This window comes from Frankia casuarinae (assembly GCF_000013345.1).
GTDB classification, from domain to species: Bacteria; Actinomycetota; Actinomycetes; order Frankiales; family Frankiaceae; genus Frankia; species Frankia casuarinae.
On record NC_007777.1, the window covers coordinates 2973971 to 2992292 of the forward strand.

The following is an 18322-nucleotide window of genomic DNA, read 5'->3' on the forward strand; positions in this document are numbered from 1 at the left end:
GGCCGGATGAGCCCGGCGTGGACCGTGCCGTTCGCCTCGGATCAGGTCAGTTAGTGACGACTTTCAGATCGAAATCGATGTACTCCGCCGCGTCCTCGGGGTTGGCGAACAGTACGGTCTTGTCGTCGAGATGCACCATCCGGCCGTAGTGCGTGGACATGATCTCTTCGAAGTCGGACACACCGAAATCGAAACCGAGCGCATCCGAGATCTCGTCGAAGTCAAATTCGATCTTACGTTCGCCGTCAACCCGGATCATGGACGGATACTCCTCGACGCGGATACCGGGCTTGCTCCGCATGACGTCGGCGACGACATATCCGTTCTGGTTGTTCATCAGGGTGACGCCGCACATGTTCGACGAGGTTCTATTGGATTTACCGAGCTCTGGGTTTCCGTTCGCGGTGGTCACTGCGTCAGCTCCTTCGGCTCGGGCAGACCAAGGTCGGAAAGGACGGCCCGGAATCCGTTGACCGTAGCGTCGAGGGATTCCGAGAAGGTGATGACTTTCTCCTGCGGCTGCGACCAGATCGGCTGCAGTTCATGGGCCGCCTTCAAGCTCAGCGGAACCCACCGGGACAACCAGCCGGAAAGGGTCTCGACGTTGCCTGCGCCGAACTTCTCGTCGGTGATGAGAAGCTTGAGCAGCGCGCGGGTGTAACGCAGGTCGCGCTCGTAGTCGTTCTCGCCGGTTCCGACCAGGGTCGGCGTGACGTAGTCGCCGTTACGGGCGGCGATCTGCATGACGAGGTGGCTGCGGAATAACACGCCGACCAGCGACTCGAACACGATGTTCGCGGCGACGAGTGCCTCCGCCCAGTCAGCGACCGCGGTGATCCGCTCGACGTTCTCCCGCACCGGCTGCCACACCGGGTCGTCGTGCCAGACCTTGCGGTGGGCCGATCCGTCGAACCCCGGCAGGGACTCGGCCAACTCCAGGTTGTACAGGGCGAGGTCCTGGGCGAAGCGGAGCTTGTGCGCGCTGTTCACCGCGATGGCAGTGTTAATCATGTTCGTGGGACCCGACCGCTGGGCGGCGACGAACACGTGCAGGCCCAGACCGTTCTCAGCGTGCATCCAGGCGCCCAGGTGCTGCTCGACGAACTTGGTCCACCCCCGCGACCAGCCGTCGTAGGCATGGGCCGCCCGCGCGTTTTCAAGGTTCTGCTGGATCTGCCGGACAACATTGGAGTTGTTCCGGTAGATGGTCTGCTCCCACTCCTCATTGGGGTCGCGGAAGGCATGCCAGTCCGAGGAGCGCAGAGCCGTCCAGTCCTGCGGATATCCGCCGGGCCCCTTGGCGAAACCGTAGATCCAGCCCTGGGCCAGGTAGCGGTCAGGGTCCGGCTGGACGTCGAAGGTGACGTCCTCGTACATGGTCGCCCGCATTTTCTGCGGCTTGAAGTAGTTGTACACACGGCTGGTGGAGCTGGGGAACGTTAACGCGCCCGCCTCCGCGTCGGTGAACTCCGGCTTGGGGAAGCTCCTGGTCTTACCCGTGACTTGCGTCATGCCTGTGCTCCTCGTGGCAGGTCGTCAACCGATGGCCGACCGGTGACGATGACCGGTCAGCTTTCGGCGGCGGCCGTGATAGTGAACTTGTCGTAGAAGATCTGTTCTTTCGGGACCCCACTCGACTCAAGCCGCGGCAATGCCGCGTCAATCATGGGAGGCGGACCACACAAGTAAACATCGCAGGATGCGATGTCGGTCTCGCGCCGGTCCACTATATCGGTTACCAGCCCGTTTTCCACGGGATGGCCGATATCGTCCGAGTTCTCCGGCATGCTGTCGGACAGGCAGGGGACGAACGTGAAGCCGGGAATCGACGCACCGGTCTGGAGGATCTCGTCGACATAGAACAGGTCGCGGGGGGCACGAGCCCCGTAGTAGAAGACGACCTCCCGCTCGCTGTTCTTCGTCGCCAGCTGGCGTAGCAGGGAGAGGATCGGGGCCATCCCCGCGCCACCACCGATGAAGACGATCCGACGGTCCGAGCTCACCCGGAGCGTGAAAGCACCGTACGGCCCGGTGACGGTCAGTGGGTCATCGGGGCGCAGACCGTCCTCCAGAAGTCCGGAGAAACGCCCGCCCGGATACTTCTTGATAATGAACTCGAGATAGCCTTCCGCCGCCGAGATGTTCGCCATGGAGAACGAACGGTGTTCACTCGAACCAGGAATGGTGATATCGACGTACTGACCCGGGTGGAACATGAAGTCCGGTGAACCGGTGATGTCCAGACGCAACCGGGTGATGTCGTGGGTGAGATCTTCCGTCTCCACGACAGTGCTTTCTATGGTCCGCACCGGAAGGCCGGAGCGGATCATGTCCTCGTCATAGTTGACCAGTTCGACCGACAGATCGCTGAAGGCATGCGCCCGACACAGCAGGATGTAGCCCTCATCACTTTCGTAATCGGCCAACGCGAAGGTCGAATAGCGGCCCATCTGTACATCACCGTCAAGCAGGAAGGACTTGCACGCCGAGCACTGTCCCTCCTTGCATCCGTGCATCAGGTTGACGCCCTGGCGGAACGCCGCGTCGAGCACGGTCTCGTCCTCGGTAACCTCGATCTCCACGTCGACCGGCTCGAACCGGACCCGGTGGGTGTCGCTCATGCCCGTCTCTTTCCTGCTTTGAAAAACCCGTCGTATCCGGGCGAGCCGCCCGGGCCGCGCCTCGGTGGTGCGGCCCCACCGGCGCTCGTGTCGCGGCGCCGGTGGGGCCGTGTTCGTTCGAACGCGTTCAAGAAACGTCCGTCGGCCCCCTCGGACGGCGGTTCTTCAACACGCCCGCAGCTTGCAGGGCGCTATTAGGAAACGGGTGCCGGCCGACCAGCCGGACCGCCGGCCCGGTAGGCCGCCATCGCCGCCTCACGCTCGGCGTCGTTCATCTCGTTGAGTGCGACATTCGGACTGCTGAACGTGATGCCGCGGACATCGTCGAGCGTCCAGAGCTTCGAGGGGTCGTCGAGCTCGAGATGGGGCTGCGGAATCAGGGTCTTGCCGTCATCACGGACGTACCCGAGGTCGGAAATGACATCGGCGAGATCCCAGTTGTGGTAAAGAGTCTCCCACTCCCGCTTGCCGGTCAGCCGGCCCATGTTCGGCGTCGGGCGGCCCTGGTACTCCGGCCGGAACGCCACCTTGTCAGTCCAGTGACAGGCTTCGGAGCAGTAGGTGCGCCACTGGTCGTCCACCTTGTCATGCACCATGTCCTCGCGGATCACGCAGGGCACCATGCACGTCCAGCACCGCTGGGGGTACTGGTAGTCGACGTTCTCGAACGCGATGGGCTTGTTCCGGCCGGGGTAACGCATCCGGTTGTAGTTCTCCCACCACTTGCCGTACTTGTTGTACCAGCCCGGGTACTTCGACTCGAACCACTCGAAGTCGTCGTCGGTCATCGGGTCGATCCGCCAGTAGTTCACCGGCCATCCGGTGGCGAAGAACTGCGCGACCTCGTGCACGTACCCCTTGTTGTAGATACGGTTCCAGGCTTCCTCGACCAGGTCGTGGGGGATCACCAGGCCGTACTTCTCGAGCGGGATGAGGTAGCTGCGGTAGTAGTCGTCGTAGATCCAGCGCTGCCACATCTCCGCGTAGCTCTCGCGGTCCTTGCGGCGGTCCTTCGTGCCGTACTCGATGAAGGTGCCGATCGCGGCATCCACCACGGCGTGGTTGTTCCACCACGCGTAGCGCAGGTCACGCTCGAGCAGCGGCCGGTTGGCCTCGTCGGCGAGCGCCATGAGCAGGATGGAGTACCCGTTGCTGATGTGGCGAGACTCGTCGGACTGGACCGAGTGGAACACCGTCGGTAGCAGGTAGTCACCGTTGGCGGCCGCCTCGGACGGCATCGCGACAAACAGGGTGTTGGTGAACGCCGTCTCGGCGACGACGGTCAGGTAGATGTTCGCCGCGGTGATCGCGTCACCGGTGATGAAGCCCTCACCGAACTGGCGGCCGATCGTTCCGGCGTAGTTGTTGGCGAACGCCTTCTCAGTGATGTCGAAGCCGGCCGGATCGATGTAGTGGTTCATGTACAGGCGCTTGAGGTTCATCTGGATCGTCGAGTGACGCACCTCGTCGATCATCTGTACCGCGAGCCCGTTGTGGATCTCAGGGTTGGGGACGGCATCGATCGCCATCGGCATCGCCCGGGCCGCGGAGATCTCCGGGAACGGGATGATCGACAGGAAGAGCTTCTGCCACTCCATCCAGCGCTGCTGGACCTGGCGGAACATGTTGCCGCGAATCGCGCCGTCCATCGCGCCGTACACGCGGTTGTCCTTCTCCTCCTCCATCGGGAAGTAGGAGCGCAAGATCTGCTTGAGCGGGTCCTTCTTCGGAGACTTGTCGAAGGTATAGTCGGTGGCAAACCGCTTCGCGGGCGTCGCGAACGTCGGTTCCCATGACAGCTCCGTGATCTTTTTGTGTGCCTTTGTCAAGCTTTGACGGCTCACGTCCTGCCTCCTGGACGATACGGGGTCGGGCAGACACCGGCGATGCCCGCCTGCACCGAGATCGACGCCGATCCGCGTCGACCCTCCTTCCGGCCGGAACCGGTGCCTGCACCACGTCCCTTCGTATGTCCCACATCACACTCCCCGTGGGAGGTGTGTGGGATCTCAATCTGAGACAGGTACCAGGACTCGGCCAGCAAGATCATCGGGGAGGCGAGATGCGAGGAGCGATCGGCGATCGGCGATCGGCGCCGGTCGGGGGTCGGTCGGGCGCGGCGGACGCCCGGCAGTGGGCGGAGCACAAGGTCTAGCCAGACGGTGGGCTGCGATCTAACCTCGCTCGGGAACCGCTCGTGACCACGTCGGACGCTGCGGTTGTACCGGAGTCGTCGAGGTTCGCCGTTCGCGGGAGGAGATCCATCAGATGGCTGGTTGTTCGAGCAACCTAGATGCTTATAATCATCAGGGCGCCGAGGTTGCGCAGGCGCGGGAGCTGTTCCTGACCACCGACTCCATCGAGCCGGACAGGGTACGCGACAGCATCCGGGCGTCCTGGTTACGCTCCCGGCACTGGGAGGTAGCGGCGGAAGGCCCCCGACTCACGTTCGTGGGCGACCTCGACAGCGAAAACCCGGTCAGCCGCGCCGCAGCGCCCATCGTCCGCCAGCTCGGCGATCAACTTGTAGACCAGCCTATCAGCATCATCCTGACCGATGCCGAGGGAGTCGTCCTGGCCCGGCGCACCGGTGACCGCGCCCTGGAGAAGCACCTCGACGCGGTCCAGCTCGCACCGGGTTTCAGCTACGCGGAAAGACTGGTGGGAACCAACGGAATCGGTACCGCGCTCGAGGGAAGGTCCCCCGCCCATGTCTTCGGGCACGAGCACTACGCCTCGAACCTCGAGAATCTAGCCTGCGCCGGAGTGCCGATGCACCATCCAGTCACAAGGAAGATAATTGGCGTCTTGGACCTGACCTGTTGGCGTCCGGACGCCGGGCCGCTGCTCATGGCCATGGCCCGGGCCGCGGCGGCACAGATTCAGGAATCCCTGCTCGCCAACGAAGAACACCGTGACCTTGCCCTGTTACGGGGTAAGAGTTCGGTGATGGCGTGGGTGGGCGGGCCGAAGGCCCGGCCGGTGTTGCCGGTCGGGTGGTTTTCGGCTTGTGGGTGGGGTTAGGGCTCGGGCCCGTCGGGTGGGCCGTCCTGGGGTGGGTCGGTGCTGGGAGGGCTGCCGGTCTGGGTGGTGGTCTGCCAGGTGAGGAAGGGTTCGAGGGCGGGGCCGGCGGGTGCTTTCCCGCCGGCTGTGGCGCAGGCGTTCAGGTAGCCGGTCAGGAACGCGAGGGGTTCACGGCCGTTACGCTCCGCGGTGGCGACGATGGTCCAGACCCGGGCGGCGAGGTGCGCGGCCCACTCAGCGTGTGCGCCGTAGTAGTTCTTCCGCCCGACGACCGGGGTCCGTAGCGCTCTCTCGGCAGCATTGTTGTCAAGATCCAGGTCGGGGAAGTCCTGGTGGCGGGCCAGCCCGTCCCATTCCCGGTCCAGGGTCGCCAGGACCTTCTTCGCCGCCGGGTGCAGGCTGTGGATCGCCGCCTCCGCGCGCCGCGCCGTGTCGATCGCCCTCAGCGCGGCCTCGAACGCGCCGGCGGCCTCGCGGTAGCCGCCGGTTGTGGGCTGCTCGGCGGCGAGGGCGCGGTGAGCGAGGTAGAGCATCCCGATCCGGGCGACCCACTGGTCGGCCCAGTACCGCAGTTGGGGGTGGGCGTCCCCGGCCCGGATGAAGTACCGGCGGATGTGTGCCCAGCACCAGAGCGGGTCGACTCCGTCGACGCGGCCCAGGGACTGGTAGACGGTGTAGAAGTCCGACGAGACGACGAGGCGACATCCGTCGGACAGCGCCCCGGCGGCCCGGTCGATCCCGAAGTGCTTCTCGACCGGGGCAGCCGAGCGGGTCGGGTCCATCCGGAACACCACCGTGTCGGCGGCGACGAACACCCACAGCCACCAGCGGGTCCCGTCCTTGCCCTCGACCCGCTCGAACACCCGCCACGTCGTCTCGTCCGCGTGGACATGACCGGCGGCGGCGTTACGCGCCACGATCTGCTCATCGAGCCCGCCGAGCAGTCCATGCACGTCCTTCAACGCCCCACACAGAGTGCCCTCGGCAACACCGAGCCCGGCGGCGGCCAGCGCCCGAGCGATCCGGTGCAACGGCAGGCCCAGGACGTACTTCTCGTAGAGAAGGCGGGCGAGGAACCCCGCGGTGAACCGGCCCTTGGGAATCGGTTTGGGTGGCACCGGCGCGGTCACTGTCCGCGGCCCCGGACATGTGCAGCACCGCCGATACCGCCGCCGCCGATGCACGATCCGGGTGATCACGACCTGCCAGTCGACCTGTTCGCTGTCGTCGGTCCCCAACGGCGTGAACGCCACCCCACACCCGGGGCAGGCACGGTCGACCTCGGGCACATCATGGATCTCCTCGCGGGTCTGCAGATGCGAGTAGTCCCGCCGGCCATGCCCCCGGCTCCCCGGCCGCTGCCCGCGTTGACGCGCCGGCCGGCCGGCATCCCCACCGCCCGAATCCTGCCGATCTTCTGGTTTCTCATCCACAGCCGACGACGGGCCGGTCTTCTCCGAGGAACGACCGAACAGCATCCGGGACAGCACCGCGACCTGCTCGCTCAACTCCTCGACCCGCAGCTGCAGCTGCCCGACACGGGCCTCGGCTTTCTCCGCACACTCCTCGGCCCGCTCGGCACGCCCACGCCAGTACGCCACCTCGGTGACATCATCGGTGACAGACAGAACAGACACACCACCCAGGACACATCACCAGCGTCCTCGGTATCAGGAACTACACCCGACGTATCACGAAGAGCCCACAACCCCCCACCAGCATCCCGCGGACACTCCGCCCGACTCCCGCCACAGCCACGACACCGCCACACGGCGGAACCAGCCCCTCCACGCCATCGCCGAATACTTACGTTACGGGAGTATCTCAGGACATGCCAACGGATTTCCGGCGTGGTGCTCGGCCTCAACGACGACGTCGTCATGATGAACGAGCACGCGCGCCAACTACTCGACCCCCGCGACCAGTCGGTGCTGATCGGGCGCATCACCGATGTCGTCGCCAGACGCCGTGCCACCACCCTGATGATGGAACTGCCCAGCGGAACCTGGGCCCGCGTGCACTGCCGGACAGTGGCAACGGAGAGGGCCACCGACGGGGCGGTGGCCCATGTCCGTTTTGTCGAAGCGCCGCGCCCGCGGCATGCGGACACCGCTCTGACGCGGCTTCCGCTGCCCGGCATCGTCGGCTCCGGAACTCTATGGACCCGTGCCTGCCGGGAAGTGGACGCGGCTGCGCAAGCAGGTGAGTGGGTGATATTACGAGGAGAGCCCGGCGTGGGCAAAACAGCCCTGGCCCGGGCCGTGTGCCAGCGGCATGATCCGTCCGCGTGGTTCTCCGTTGTCGACGGCCACAACACTACTGTTCGGGAGTGGGGGACCCTTCTCCGCCACGAACTGAGCCGTAGCCGGGGCACGCTGGTGGTACGCCACGTCGATCGCATCGACCCCTATCGGCTGCATGTGCTGGCGTCCGCCTGCCAAGCAGCGGAGGCGGGCGGCCGCCGGGATCTGCCGTGGGTAGTCCTGACGCTCAGCGCCGACGACAAACCCCTCGGCCCCCTGATGCGCTACTTCCCGCGTTGCATCGAAGTGCCCCCGTTGCGGCACCATATCGATGATCTGCACCAAATCGTGCCGTTCCTGCTGGTAAAACTTACCCGTGGCGGCCAACTCGCCTGCTCCCCGCAGGCTATGCAAGCACTGTTGCGTACCAGTTGGCCAGGCAACATCGAGCAGGTGCGGCAGGTGCTGCGCAAAGTCATCCAGGTTCGCCCCGCAGGCACGATCATGGTCGGTGACCTGCCGCCGGAATGTCACACGGTCACCCGCCGGGTTCTCGGAGCCATGGAGGCGATCGAGCGGGACGCAATAGTGCAGAGCCTGCTCAGTGCGGACGGGAACAGGACCCTCGCGGCGCGGGCTCTCGGCATGTCGCGAGCGACGATCTACCGCAGAATCCGGCAGTACGGCATCGAGATCCCCGCTCCCAGCGTGTAGACGCAATCTTGCGTGGAGCCCACGGGAGCAGAGTGCGGGGAGCAGAGTGCGGGGAGCAGCAGCCCTACGACAGGCCGCAGTGGCGGTCCCTAACGTGGGAGGCCCATCATGGCTGCGCGGTCGCGACCCGGTCCCGGCCGGAGCGCTTTGCCTGGTAGAGGGCCACGTCGGCGCGGATGAGCAGGTCGCCAAGCCCGGAATCGTCCGGGTTCAGCATCGCCACCCCCACGCTGACGGTGACCGGGAGCGGACCGTCGGCGGTAGCCACCGGGCTGGCCCCGATCGCCTGCCGAAGCCGCTCGGCGAGAACACCCGCCGTCGCAGCCGGGCAGCCCAGCACGGCCGCGAACTCCTCGCCGCCGATACGGCCGACGATGTCCTGCGGGCCCAGCGTGCCCTGCACGCGCCGAGCGACCTCGGCGAGAACCGCGTCACCCACAGCATGACCGTGACCGTCGTTGACCTGCTTAAAATGATCAATATCGATCATGAAGGCAGCCAGCGACCGCGCCGCATGCAGATGCCCGCGGACCAGAGCATCGGCCTGCTCGAAGAAATGACGCCGGTTCGCCAGCCCCGTCAGCGGATCACTGTCCGCAAGCCGCTGCGTCTCCTCGAACAGGTAGGCGTTCTCACAGGCCGCCGCCGCCTGGCCCAGCACGGCATAAGCCAGACGAGCCTGCCTGGGATTGTAGCCACCAGCAGCCCGCGAGGCGATCAGAACGACGACGGTGGGGGCCGGCCGGCACAGCGCCGGCACGGCCAGCCAGCTGCCCACCGGGTAGCGCTGGCCGGGGAGCACCTCCGGCAGCCTCCGGTGCGGCCCGATCATCCCACCGCCGTGGAACGCCAGCAGCAGAGGGGAATCCGGAAGCGGGACGATCATCGCCCCGACCGCCCGGGTATCCACCTGGCCGTGGACCGCCACGACCCGCAACGTTCCGCACGGTTCCCGGGCCAGCGCCCACGCCGCCTCGCACGGAAGCTGCGCGGCAGCCGCCGTCATGACCCGCCCGAGGATCTCCGGCGGAGTCACCGCCCTGGTGGTCTCGACGACGACCCGGTGCATCGTCTCGGCCAGTTCCCGCTGCTGGCGCTCGGCCATCAGCAGCCTGCGCAACTCCGCCGCGTCGGCCTCGCGAAGCGAGATCAGTTCCCGGTCGTGCCCCGGCACGGCGAGAAGCAGGACATCCTGGATCTGGTTGGCGACCATGCCCGCCATGACCGCCAGCAGCGGCCCGGCATCCCGGCGCGGACAGGTGAGATCGAACAGGCCCAGCGTCTGCCCCGTCACCGGATCACGCAGGGGAACACCGGCGCAGGCGAACTCGCCGAGGGACTCCGCGTAGTGCTCCTGACCGAACACGTGCGCCGGCCTGTGCTCCTCAAGAGCGGTACCGATGCCGTTGGTGCCGACAAACCGCTCGGCATAACTAAATCCGGGCAGCAGCGATACGCGGTCCAGCCGGCGTTCGAATGCGGCGTCGCCGGTGCACCGCATGAGCACCAGACCGTTCGCGTCGGTGACGATCGCGCTGACGGCCTGCCTGGCCAGCCGATCGGCGAGCTGGCACAGGACCGGTTCGGCCGCGCGCGCGACAGGTACGTCAAGGTCCGACGCGGCGAGGAGGGGCTCGGGGCTGTCCGCGGCCACCGCCCACCGCCGCGACCGCATCCACGACTCGCGGATCGGATCCCGCACCCCACCGGACTCGCTGGTCTCAGCCGAGATCTCAGCCGAGATCTCAGCTGAGATCCCGGCGGTGAGGAACCGCTCGCGCAGCCGCTCGAGCGAGGCTCCTTCCCCACCGTTGAGGCGAAGCCCCGAGGCCCGTCCGGCTCGCCGAGACGGTCTTGACCGATCCGGCATGACGCACCTTCCCGCACCTTTAACCGTGTGACCTGGGGCAAGTATATGCCGCTTGGACCTGAGCTCAGAATCATAGTCCGCTTAGCCCGGCCTGCCAGGGGAGACAAAAATCGCGGAGAAAGTGATATCCAGTATTTTTCTTCCGAAAATCGGTCTTTCGGGCGGTTGGTAGGTTGACGCCTCCTGCCATCGGCGCCGTCAGCCGGTGAGCAGACCTCGCAGGAACAGCCGCACCCACCGTCGGGGGGCCGCCGGTGAGATCCCGTCACCGGGCATCAGGCTGAGCACCGGCACGAAGTCGTCCGCGGTGACGTCGGAGTGGAGGACGCCCTGACGATGCGCGATCTTCACTAGGTGACTCAACGCGACCTTCGTACCGCTGATGACGCCCGAAGCGCGGAGGGCCCCTCGGAGTTGCACGCCTGCGCGTACTTCGCCACCAGCCGCGGCGTTTTCTTCTCGCCGGAGCCGCCCACCATGGTCGACTGCAGAATCGTCGGCGGCCCCAAACCTAGGCGACCTCGACGGTCCGCATGCCGATCACACTGGATGCACGTCCTGACCGTCATCGGCCGCTCGCGACCTCGGTAAGTGTCAAGCGGCCTTTGGGCAGTTGCTTCAGGGCAGCCGCCCTCGGCCCGACCGGACCGGTCGCCAAGATTCGATCTTCGTGTGCGCCGTGGATGGGCTCATTGTGGGTGCGGATGTCCCGACACGGAGAGGCACCCACAGGCATGCTCCGGCACGGAAAACGCCGTGAGCTGGGAGAAGGCGGCATCACCAGGAACCTTGCGGCATGAGCCGGCACGCGCCCGTGCGACTTGCAATCGAGCGGCTACTGATTCGAGTCCCCTCACCAGCTCCAATGACAGGGCTTTCAGGATTGTACCGCGTTACCGGTCGCCATTCTATTAGGATATAAAAATTCGTCGGCGTGTCGGCCGCCAGTTGACCGACAGGCGAGAAAGTGTCGCTTTTTGTCGGAGGATGCAGGTGCGCCAAGTCGAAGTGAAGTACTCGGTGACCGACCCGGCTACGGTCACGGCAGCGCTTCGAGCGGCCGGTGTGGACCTCACCGATCCGGTGTTTCAGGATGATCAGGCATTCGCGCCGGTGGCTCGCACCGTGTGCAGGGTGTCGAACCACACGAACGCCCCGGTCAGGGCCAGGGGTGCCAGCAGCGCACGGAACTCGGCGTTCTCGTTGGTCTTCGCGTCGATCTCCCGCTGGCCGACCATCGCCCCGGCGCCGGGGGAAACGACCCCGAGCAGGTGAACCTGGCTGCCATCGGCACGTGTCGCCCCCCGGCCGGTCTCCCGTCCACCGCGTACGCCCGCACCGGGAACAGCCGCACCACTGTTCACGTCCACCGCCCCGGGCGGGGACGCCGCGGTACCAGCGACCACATCCGCGAGATCAGCCGGCATGTCGGCGAGCGGCGGGTCAAGCAACGCGACCGCAAGCGCCTGATCGTCGGCCCTGTCGAGGAACCGGCGGATCGTCGACTAATCCGGCAGCAGATGCCCGCTCCACGAATTCCACGGCAGCCGTAACCGGACCCGCTCCGCCCACGTCGTGGCCGCCAGCCATTCCGTCACCACCACGCTCGCCGGCACGTCGCCGTCCGATGCAGCTCCACCGTACGGCGCACCATCCGACGGCGCACCATCTGAGACACCGTCGGCTGCCGCCCGCCACCGGACGCGGCGTGGGTGAGGCGGAAGCGGTAGCTGGCGGCGGTCTGGCCGGTACCGAAACGGTTCGTAACGCAATGCGATGACCTCGGTGTCGCAGCCGCCGCAGCGCAGCACCTCGGCCATCTACACGGGAGTTATCGCCTCCGGATCGTCGACGATTAGCCGGGCGCCCCGCCACCGTTGCGTACAAGGTGGCCGGGGCCGTCTGGTCCGTCACGCGTCACTCTTCTCGGAGGCGGACGGGCGCGGCGCGAGCGGGAGCGAGTGTGGCGAGGGCCGCGGTGGGCACGTCCGGTGTGGGTGGGGTGAGCCCCCCGAGACTCACCCCACCCACGCCGAAGGCCAGTCATCGCTGGCATGCGGCGGTCACTGGCCGAGCCGTCGCCACCAGGCACTGATGGACGGCGGTCGGCTGCGCCGAGCCGCGACCTTGGCTGAGGCTGCGGCTCAGCCGTCGTCGTCATCGCCGTTGATGGTGGTTGGGTTCACGGCCGCTCCCTTCTGCCGGGATCGGGACTCGCGGTCACGGCGAACATCCGCCGGCCGGCCCGTCACCCGGAGGGCGACCGTCAGCGCACGGGCGCACGCTGAGCACGAAGCGAGAACGAAAGCCCGCTCCCAGCACCGCACCGCCAGGGGCTACAGACATCACCGCCGACACGAGCCATGGACGTCACCGACCGACGGCGTCACGAACGGCAGGCGTCACGAACGGCAGGCGTCACGAACGGCAGGCGTCACGAACGGCAGGCGTCACGAACGGCAGGCGTCACCAGCAGCCGCGGAGGTCACCGACGGCGGGCGTCACTGGTCCCAGTCAGTCTCGGAAAGAACGAGTGGGCGCCGGTTCCAGGAGTGCCGCGAACGCATGTTCGTGGGATCAAAGTCGAGCAGGACGCCTGGCCGACCCCGGCGGCACGGACCGCACCCGCCCGGCGGCGGGGACTGACCCTCGTCAGCCCGCCTGTGCCTTGGCGGCGGCCTTCATCGCCTTCTTGTACTCCCGGACCTGGTCACGGGTGGCAACGTCAGTGATGTCCGCGATGGAGCGGAACGTGCCCTCGTCCCCGAACGGCGCGGAGGCCTCCCGCCATCCCGGTGGGGTCACGCCAAGCTGTTTACCCAGCAGCGCCACAAAAATCTTGGCCTTCTGCTGACCGAACCCCGGCAGCGCCGCCACCCGCCTCAGCAGTTCCTTACCGTCGGCCGCGGTCGTCCACACGCGGGCCGCGTCGCCGTCGTAGGTGTCCACGATGAGCTGACACATGGCCTGTACCCGCTTGGCCATCGAGCCAGGGAACCGGTGCAGCGCCGGCACCTGCGAGAAGATCGCGCCCAGGGCGTCAGGGTCGTACTTCGCCAACTCCTCCGCATCCAGCGGCTGGCCGAGGCGTCGGGTCAGCTCATGGGGCGCGGCAAAGGCACGCTCAAGAGGAATTTGTTGATCCAGCACCATCCCGATCAGCAACGCCAACGGATCGCTCGTCAGCAACTCGTCCGCCTCGGCGATCTGGCTCAGATGCAATCCCACGCCAACACCGTAGCCGACCGCATCGCATCCGCCGCCCGGTCGTTGATCAGGTTGTGTAGTCGGTGTAGTCCCGACAGGCGGCGTAGTCGTCGGCATCCAGGTAGTGGCACCAGGGTGACTGTGAATCGGGGAAGCGAAGTCGACTGGTGCCCTTCCAACTCGCAACCTCGACGTGGCGACCAAGATCCCTCACGGTCCATGTCGGCCCGAGGTGCCCGAGGGCAAGAACGCGGTGCAAGCGGAGAGATGGACGTTCTGGTAGTCCAGGAAGACAGCGACTCGTGGGGTCATGACGTAGCCGACCTCGAAAAAGGCCCCGCCAGTCCCGGAGGACGGCGGGGAGTAAGTGGCTCTCTGGGCCGTCAAACGCCGGCACGGTCGCCCGCTGCCGACCTTCGCTCCAGCAGCCGCCAACCGGATCGTGACGCTACGCAGCCAGGCCGGCGCGGACCGTCTCGTTCCACTGAACCCGTCGAGCGCGGGCCACTTACCCAGGCACCGGCCCCGCCGAAATCGACGATCACCGTCGTGTGGTTCACCGCCGCGCGTCCGACGTCGTCCGCTCGTCTCATTCGATGAACCGCGGCCGAGCCAGAGACACCCCGGCACCATCCACCTCGGCGACCCCGTCCCCTCGGGCGGTCCCCGCAGCTGGGTAACCGGCGCGATGCGCCAGGCTCCCGCTCAGGGCTGGGCGAGGCGGGTGACGAAGTCGGCCACGATCGCCAGCTCGGCGTCGTCGTAGCGGCCGAGCGACTCCATCAGGCCGGCTCCCTTGGAACCGTAGAACGCGCCCAAGTCCGCGGCGATCCGCTCCCGGCGCGGGACAGGATGGCCTTCCTCCGGTTCTCGGCGGAGCGCTCCCGGCGGACGTGACCGACGCGCTCGAGGCGGTCGAGCGCTCCGGTGACAGTGCCGGTCCGCAGGCCGCTCAGATCGGCCAGCCGCCCTGGTGTCAGCGGTCCGCGCATCTCGCGCAGTGTCAGAACGGCGCGTCGCTCGTGCCGAGTTCGATCTCCTTCGCCCCCTCGTGGCTGTAGAGGACCGCTCCTGCGATCAACCGGACGACCGCGGCGAGGACGTCCGTATGTCACGATCAAGGGGGGTGCGTCGTCAGATCGGCATGAGTAGGATTGTGATCACCGGATCCACTGGCGTCATCGGGCGGCGCGCCATCCGGGAGCTGCACGCCACCGGCCACCACGTGAGGGGCGTAACCCGGTCCGCGCCCGGCCGCGAGCGGCTGGCCAGCCTTGGGGTCGATGCCGTCGACGCCGACGTCTTCGACGAGGCTTCGCTGAGCCGGGCCTTCGACGGGGCGGAGGTCGTCATCAACCTGTTGACCCACATCCCGAGCGCCGATCGTATGGCCGACCCGTCAGCCTGGGCCGAGAACGACCGACTGCGCACGAAGGCGTCGGCGGCGATCGCACGGGCGGCCCAGGCCGCCCGTGCGCGCCGGCTCGTCCAGGAGTCGATCGCGTTCGTCTATGCCGACGGCGGCGACGCGTGGCTCGACGAGGACGCACCGCTCGCGGGGGGCGGCGTGACAACGTCCGCGCTGACCGCCGAGGATCACGCGCGCGAGATGTTCGACGGCGACACCGTCGTGCTGCGCTTCGGGCTGTTCCTCGGACCGGACAGCGGCTCCACGCTGGCCACTGTGGAAGCCGCACGGCGGGGAACTTCGATCGCGGCCGGACCACCCGGCGCCTACCGGCCGACGCTCTGGCTGGAGGACGCGGCATCGGCCGTCGCCACTGCACTGAGCGTCCCCGCCGGGACCTACAACGTCGCTGACGCCGACCCACCTACAAACGCCGAGATCGATGCCGCGTTGGCCGCCGCCGTCGGGGTCACGGCACTGCGGCCGAGGACGCCAGGGGACGGGCCGATGAGCCGCTCCCAGCGGGTGTCGAGCCGACGGCTGCGCGAGGCGGGCGGCTGGGCGCCGCGCCTGCGCGCGGGTACGGAGATCTGGGGCCGGATCACCACATGACCATTCTGGAGCGCTTCACGCAGGCACGCCCTCGGCTGCTACGGCTCGCATACAGCGAGCTCGGTGACCTCGGCGAGGCCGAAGAAGTGGTCCAGGATGCCTGGCTGCGGCTCGCGCGCGCGGACCACGCGGCAATCGAGAACCTGGATGGCTGGCTGACCACGGTCGTCGCTAGGCTCGCCCTTGATCGCCTCCGGTCCGCTCGGGCGCGCCGCGAGATCTACGTCGGCCCGTGGCTCCCAGAGCCGCTCGGGTCGGGTGACCCGGCAGACCGTGTCACGCTCGACGAATCCGTCAGCTACGCCTTGCTAGCGGTGCTCGAGCAGCTCTCACCGGCGGAACGCACGGCGTTCGTGCTGCACGACGTGTTCGACATACCGTTCGGCGAGGTCGCCGAGGTGGTCGGCCGCACGCCCGAGGCAGTGCGGCAGCTCGCGGCGCGTGCCCGCCGCCACGTCAGGCGCGAGCACTCGCGTTTCGTGGCCTCGGGTGAGGAGCACGATCGCGCCGTACGGGCGTTCGCGCTGGCAGTGGCCGAGGGCGACCTCGGCGGTCTCCTCGCCGTTCTCGACCCGGATGTCGTCTGGAGGTCGGATGGCGGCGGTCACGCGGTAGCGGCACGCAGACCGCTGCACGGCGACATTCGGGTCGCGCGAGCATGGGTGGCGCTTAGCCGCAGGCTCGACCACCCGATCGAGACCACGCTCAACGGGCAACTCGGGCTGGTGATCCCGAGTCACGACGGCCACCGCGCAGCGCTTTCGTTCGCGGTGAGTGACAATCGGATCACGCGCATCGACGTGGTCCGCAATCCGGAGAAGCTGCGACGAATCTGAAAAGCATGGGGACGAGGCGCTGAGTCGCACCGAGCGCGACCACTCTCCCGCGCTCCACCCGAGAGATGTTCCAACGACGTTCCTTGTTTATCCGGCTTGCTGGTCTAGGACCATGCCCACCAGGAGCGCCAGGGGGTCCTCGGTGATGAAGGCGTCCGCCTCTGGATCGCCGGACAGGTGCAGGCCCATGCCCGTCAGGGTATCCACGACGAATACCCCGCCGGACTGGTGCGTCCGGCGGGGTGGGGCGTCAGGGACGCCAGACCACTTCCACCCGTTCGGGGTCGAAGCGGTTCGTTGGGCCGTCAGCCGCCTTCAGTACGACGGCCTCGATGACGGTACTAATGATCTCCCAGCGCTGCTCCAGCTCCAAAGAGGGCCAGCCCTCGGCCAGGTTCGTGACCTTGGGGCCGGTGTGGGCGCGTAGCCACTCGGCCTGCTCCGCCCTCAGGTGCAGGATGGATTGCTCCTGCTCGCGCACACGGGGGAAGACGTACGGGCCGGGCAGCTCGTCCCGGTCATAGGCACCCATGAGTTTCGCGATCTTGGCCTCCGCCTTGGCCAACTCGCCCGCCCTTGGCCACCTGCCCACCTCGGCCTCGACGTCGCGGCCTGCCAGGTAGGCCAGGACCAGCTCGGAGACAAGGTCATCAACATGGCGGCCTGTGACGCCGACCTTGCCGCACCCGCCCGCGGTGACGGCCTTGCAGGCGTAGTGGTGCTTGCCCCACCGCCGGTCGTAGCCGCCCATCAGGTGGCGGCCGCGGAACCCGCAGCAGATGATCCCGGACAGCAGATACTTCCGTCCGCCGATGTGGACGTGCTTGGAAACCCGGCTGGGGTCGCGGAGCTTCGCCACCACCGCCTCCCAGACATCCAGGTCCAGGATGGGCTGCTGCTGGCCCTTGACCGGCTGGCCGTCCGCGTCCACCACGTAGCGCTTCTCCAGCGGGACGGAGGTCGGGCCGTACACCCGGTAGCCGACGATGCGCGGGGACAGGTAGATGTTGCGCAGGACGGGTTTTTGCCACTTCTTGCCCATGGCGCTGGCGATGCCAAGATCGTTCCACTGGCGACAGATGGTGTGGAGGCCGACGCCGGCCAAGATCTGATCCGCCCCCGCGACCAGGAGCGCCGCCGCCGGTTCGTCCTTGGTTTCCTTGTCGGCCAGCCAGCCGAAGGCACGGTTGCCCCCGACGGTAATGCCGGCCTGGGCCATGGCGAGGTGCTTGCGCCGAACCCGCTTGGAGGTGTCCAGGGACTGCCGCGCCTTGAGGGTGACGACGATCCGGGCCACGTCCCGCCCGTTGTCGGTGAGCAGGTCCAGGCTGCCGGAGATGTCAATGATGGGCCGCCCGTACTGGGTGACGACCTCGATGGCGTCTTCCAGGTCGCGCTGGTCCCGGGTGAGGCGGTCCACGTCAGCCACGACGATGCCGTCCAGGCGCTCCCCGTTGCGGGCGACGCCCCGCCGCAGGTCCCGCAGCACTTCCTCGTACTTCGGCCGGACGACGCGGTAAATGATCGTCCCATCCGGTTGCCGGATGCGGCGCTTCTTCCAGGCGGAGGTGTCAGGCTCGTCATAGGGGGCGTCCAGGAGGACGCCGCCGCGGCTCTCCACGAACGTCCGGCAGTCTTTTAGTTGGGTCTGCCGGTTGTTGATGTCCAGGCCGGACAGGACGGCGCGTTTCCTCGCCTCCGGCATAGTCTCCAGGTCCTTGGGGTCAATGAGCCTTTCCCGGTAACGATTCGTCACGTGACGTGATCGCAATGGTGTGTTGGTGTGT

16 protein-coding genes and 1 pseudogene are annotated in these 18322 nt (G+C 67.1%); 5 read left to right on the forward strand and 12 right to left on the reverse strand.

What is annotated here, in order from left to right; all coding sequences use genetic code 11:
- Window positions 1-46 precede the first annotated feature (46 nt).
- The 4 genes from mimD to FRANCCI3_RS12655 all read right to left on the reverse strand — a co-directional run bounded on the left by mimD (window position 47) and on the right by FRANCCI3_RS12655 (window position 4465).
- On the reverse strand, window positions 47-412 hold the full coding sequence (gene mimD / locus FRANCCI3_RS12640) for a propane 2-monooxygenase effector subunit MimD (protein ID WP_011436927.1): 366 nt from the start codon (window positions 410-412) through the stop codon (window positions 47-49).
- On the reverse strand, window positions 409-1512 hold the full coding sequence (locus tag FRANCCI3_RS12645; RefSeq protein ID WP_011436928.1) for an aromatic/alkene monooxygenase hydroxylase subunit beta: 1104 nt from the start codon (window positions 1510-1512) through the stop codon (window positions 409-411). Before FRANCCI3_RS12645 ends, mimD begins: the two co-directional genes overlap by 4 nt.
- A gap of 56 nt (window positions 1513-1568) precedes the next feature.
- Window positions 1569-2621 (reverse strand): FAD-binding oxidoreductase, encoded by a 1053-nt coding sequence (locus FRANCCI3_RS12650; RefSeq protein ID WP_011436929.1) that lies wholly within the window; start codon window positions 2619-2621, stop codon window positions 1569-1571.
- 194 nt (window positions 2622-2815) lie between these two features.
- The gene (locus FRANCCI3_RS12655; RefSeq protein WP_011436930.1) at window positions 2816-4465 is read right to left on the reverse strand and encodes an aromatic/alkene/methane monooxygenase hydroxylase/oxygenase subunit alpha; all 1650 of its coding nucleotides are present in this window, start codon (window positions 4463-4465) and stop codon (window positions 2816-2818) included.
- A gap of 424 nt (window positions 4466-4889) precedes the next feature.
- Here FRANCCI3_RS12655 and FRANCCI3_RS12665 point away from each other — a divergent pair, with 424 nt between their 5' ends.
- Window positions 4890-5645, forward strand: a complete 756-nt coding sequence (locus FRANCCI3_RS12665; RefSeq protein ID WP_049760915.1) for a GAF domain-containing protein — start codon at window positions 4890-4892, stop codon at window positions 5643-5645.
- Here the strand turns inward: FRANCCI3_RS12665 and FRANCCI3_RS12670 are convergent.
- Window positions 5642-7282, reverse strand: a complete 1641-nt coding sequence (locus FRANCCI3_RS12670) for an IS66 family transposase (RefSeq protein ID WP_011436484.1) — start codon at window positions 7280-7282, stop codon at window positions 5642-5644. The two genes, FRANCCI3_RS12665 and FRANCCI3_RS12670, sit on opposite strands and share 4 nt — an antisense overlap.
- A gap of 213 nt (window positions 7283-7495) precedes the next feature.
- On the opposite strand from FRANCCI3_RS12670, the gene FRANCCI3_RS12675 reads away from it, so the two are divergent.
- The gene (locus FRANCCI3_RS12675; protein ID WP_049760916.1) at window positions 7496-8602 is read left to right on the forward strand and encodes a helix-turn-helix domain-containing protein; all 1107 of its coding nucleotides are present in this window, start codon (window positions 7496-7498) and stop codon (window positions 8600-8602) included.
- Window positions 8603-8708: 106 nt separating this feature from the next.
- Here the strand turns inward: FRANCCI3_RS12675 and FRANCCI3_RS23485 are convergent, their stop codons facing one another.
- From FRANCCI3_RS23485 to FRANCCI3_RS29080, 5 genes are all read right to left on the reverse strand, one after another.
- Window positions 8709-10472 carry a diguanylate cyclase gene (locus FRANCCI3_RS23485; protein ID WP_011436931.1) on the reverse strand — a complete coding sequence of 588 codons (1764 nt, stop codon included), beginning with the start codon at window positions 10470-10472 and terminating at the stop codon, window positions 8709-8711.
- 198 nt (window positions 10473-10670) lie between these two features.
- The gene (locus FRANCCI3_RS26970) at window positions 10671-10835 is read right to left on the reverse strand and encodes a hypothetical protein (protein WP_157858592.1); all 165 of its coding nucleotides are present in this window, start codon (window positions 10833-10835) and stop codon (window positions 10671-10673) included.
- A gap of 734 nt (window positions 10836-11569) precedes the next feature.
- Window positions 11570-11923: a hypothetical protein gene (locus FRANCCI3_RS23490; RefSeq protein ID WP_049760917.1), complete on the reverse strand. Its 354-nt coding sequence runs from the start codon at window positions 11921-11923 to the stop codon at window positions 11570-11572.
- Between the two features lie 1201 nt (window positions 11924-13124).
- A complete protein-coding gene (locus tag FRANCCI3_RS12700) occupies window positions 13125-13700 on the reverse strand; it encodes an HhH-GPD-type base excision DNA repair protein (RefSeq protein WP_023842136.1) in 576 nt (191 codons plus the stop codon).
- Window positions 13701-14461: 761 nt separating this feature from the next.
- Window positions 14462-14644, reverse strand: a complete 183-nt coding sequence (locus tag FRANCCI3_RS29080) for a MarR family transcriptional regulator (protein WP_373420617.1) — start codon at window positions 14642-14644, stop codon at window positions 14462-14464.
- Between FRANCCI3_RS29080 and FRANCCI3_RS28105 the strand changes: the two genes are divergently transcribed.
- The 3 genes from FRANCCI3_RS28105 (at window position 14573) to sigJ (ending at window position 16535) form a co-directional block, all read left to right on the forward strand.
- Window positions 14573-14740 carry a hypothetical protein gene (locus FRANCCI3_RS28105; RefSeq protein ID WP_232235217.1) on the forward strand — a complete coding sequence of 56 codons (168 nt, stop codon included), beginning with the start codon at window positions 14573-14575 and terminating at the stop codon, window positions 14738-14740. The genes FRANCCI3_RS29080 and FRANCCI3_RS28105 overlap by 72 nt on opposite strands.
- A gap of 83 nt (window positions 14741-14823) precedes the next feature.
- Complete coding sequence (locus FRANCCI3_RS12705; RefSeq protein WP_035734135.1) at window positions 14824-15699, forward strand: NAD-dependent epimerase/dehydratase family protein; 876 nt, start codon at window positions 14824-14826, stop codon at window positions 15697-15699.
- Window positions 15696-16535, forward strand: coding sequence for an RNA polymerase sigma factor SigJ (gene sigJ / locus FRANCCI3_RS12710; protein WP_011436935.1), 840 nt, complete (start codon window positions 15696-15698; stop codon window positions 16533-16535). The genes FRANCCI3_RS12705 and sigJ overlap by 4 nt, the downstream gene beginning before the upstream one ends.
- A 96-nt stretch (window positions 16536-16631) precedes the next feature.
- On the opposite strand, the pseudogene FRANCCI3_RS29085 reads toward sigJ, so the two are convergent.
- Window positions 16632-16724 (reverse strand): annotated as a pseudogene (locus FRANCCI3_RS29085) (Fe-S cluster assembly protein HesB); the annotation flags it as partial.
- A gap of 61 nt (window positions 16725-16785) precedes the next feature.
- A complete protein-coding gene (locus FRANCCI3_RS12715; RefSeq protein ID WP_011436936.1) occupies window positions 16786-18291 on the reverse strand; it encodes a recombinase family protein in 1506 nt (501 codons plus the stop codon).
- Between the last annotated feature and the right edge of the window lie 31 nt (window positions 18292-18322).

Excerpts from the sequence above, each read along its gene's own strand:
- FRANCCI3_RS12645 (WP_011436928.1), bottom strand. The coding sequence starts at position 1,512 with ATGACGCAAGTCACGGGTAAGACCAGGAGCTTCCCCAAGCCGGAGTTC.
- FRANCCI3_RS12650 (WP_011436929.1), bottom strand. The coding sequence starts at position 2,621 with ATGAGCGACACCCACCGGGTCCGGTTCGAGCCGGTCGACGTGGAGATC.
- FRANCCI3_RS12665 (WP_049760915.1), top strand. The coding sequence starts at position 4,890 with ATGGCTGGTTGTTCGAGCAACCTAGATGCTTATAATCATCAGGGCGCC.
- FRANCCI3_RS23485 (WP_011436931.1), bottom strand. The coding sequence starts at position 10,472 with ATGCCGGATCGGTCAAGACCGTCTCGGCGAGCCGGACGGGCCTCGGGG.
- FRANCCI3_RS12705 (WP_035734135.1), top strand. The coding sequence starts at position 14,824 with ATGAGTAGGATTGTGATCACCGGATCCACTGGCGTCATCGGGCGGCGC.
- sigJ (WP_011436935.1), top strand. The coding sequence starts at position 15,696 with ATGACCATTCTGGAGCGCTTCACGCAGGCACGCCCTCGGCTGCTACGG.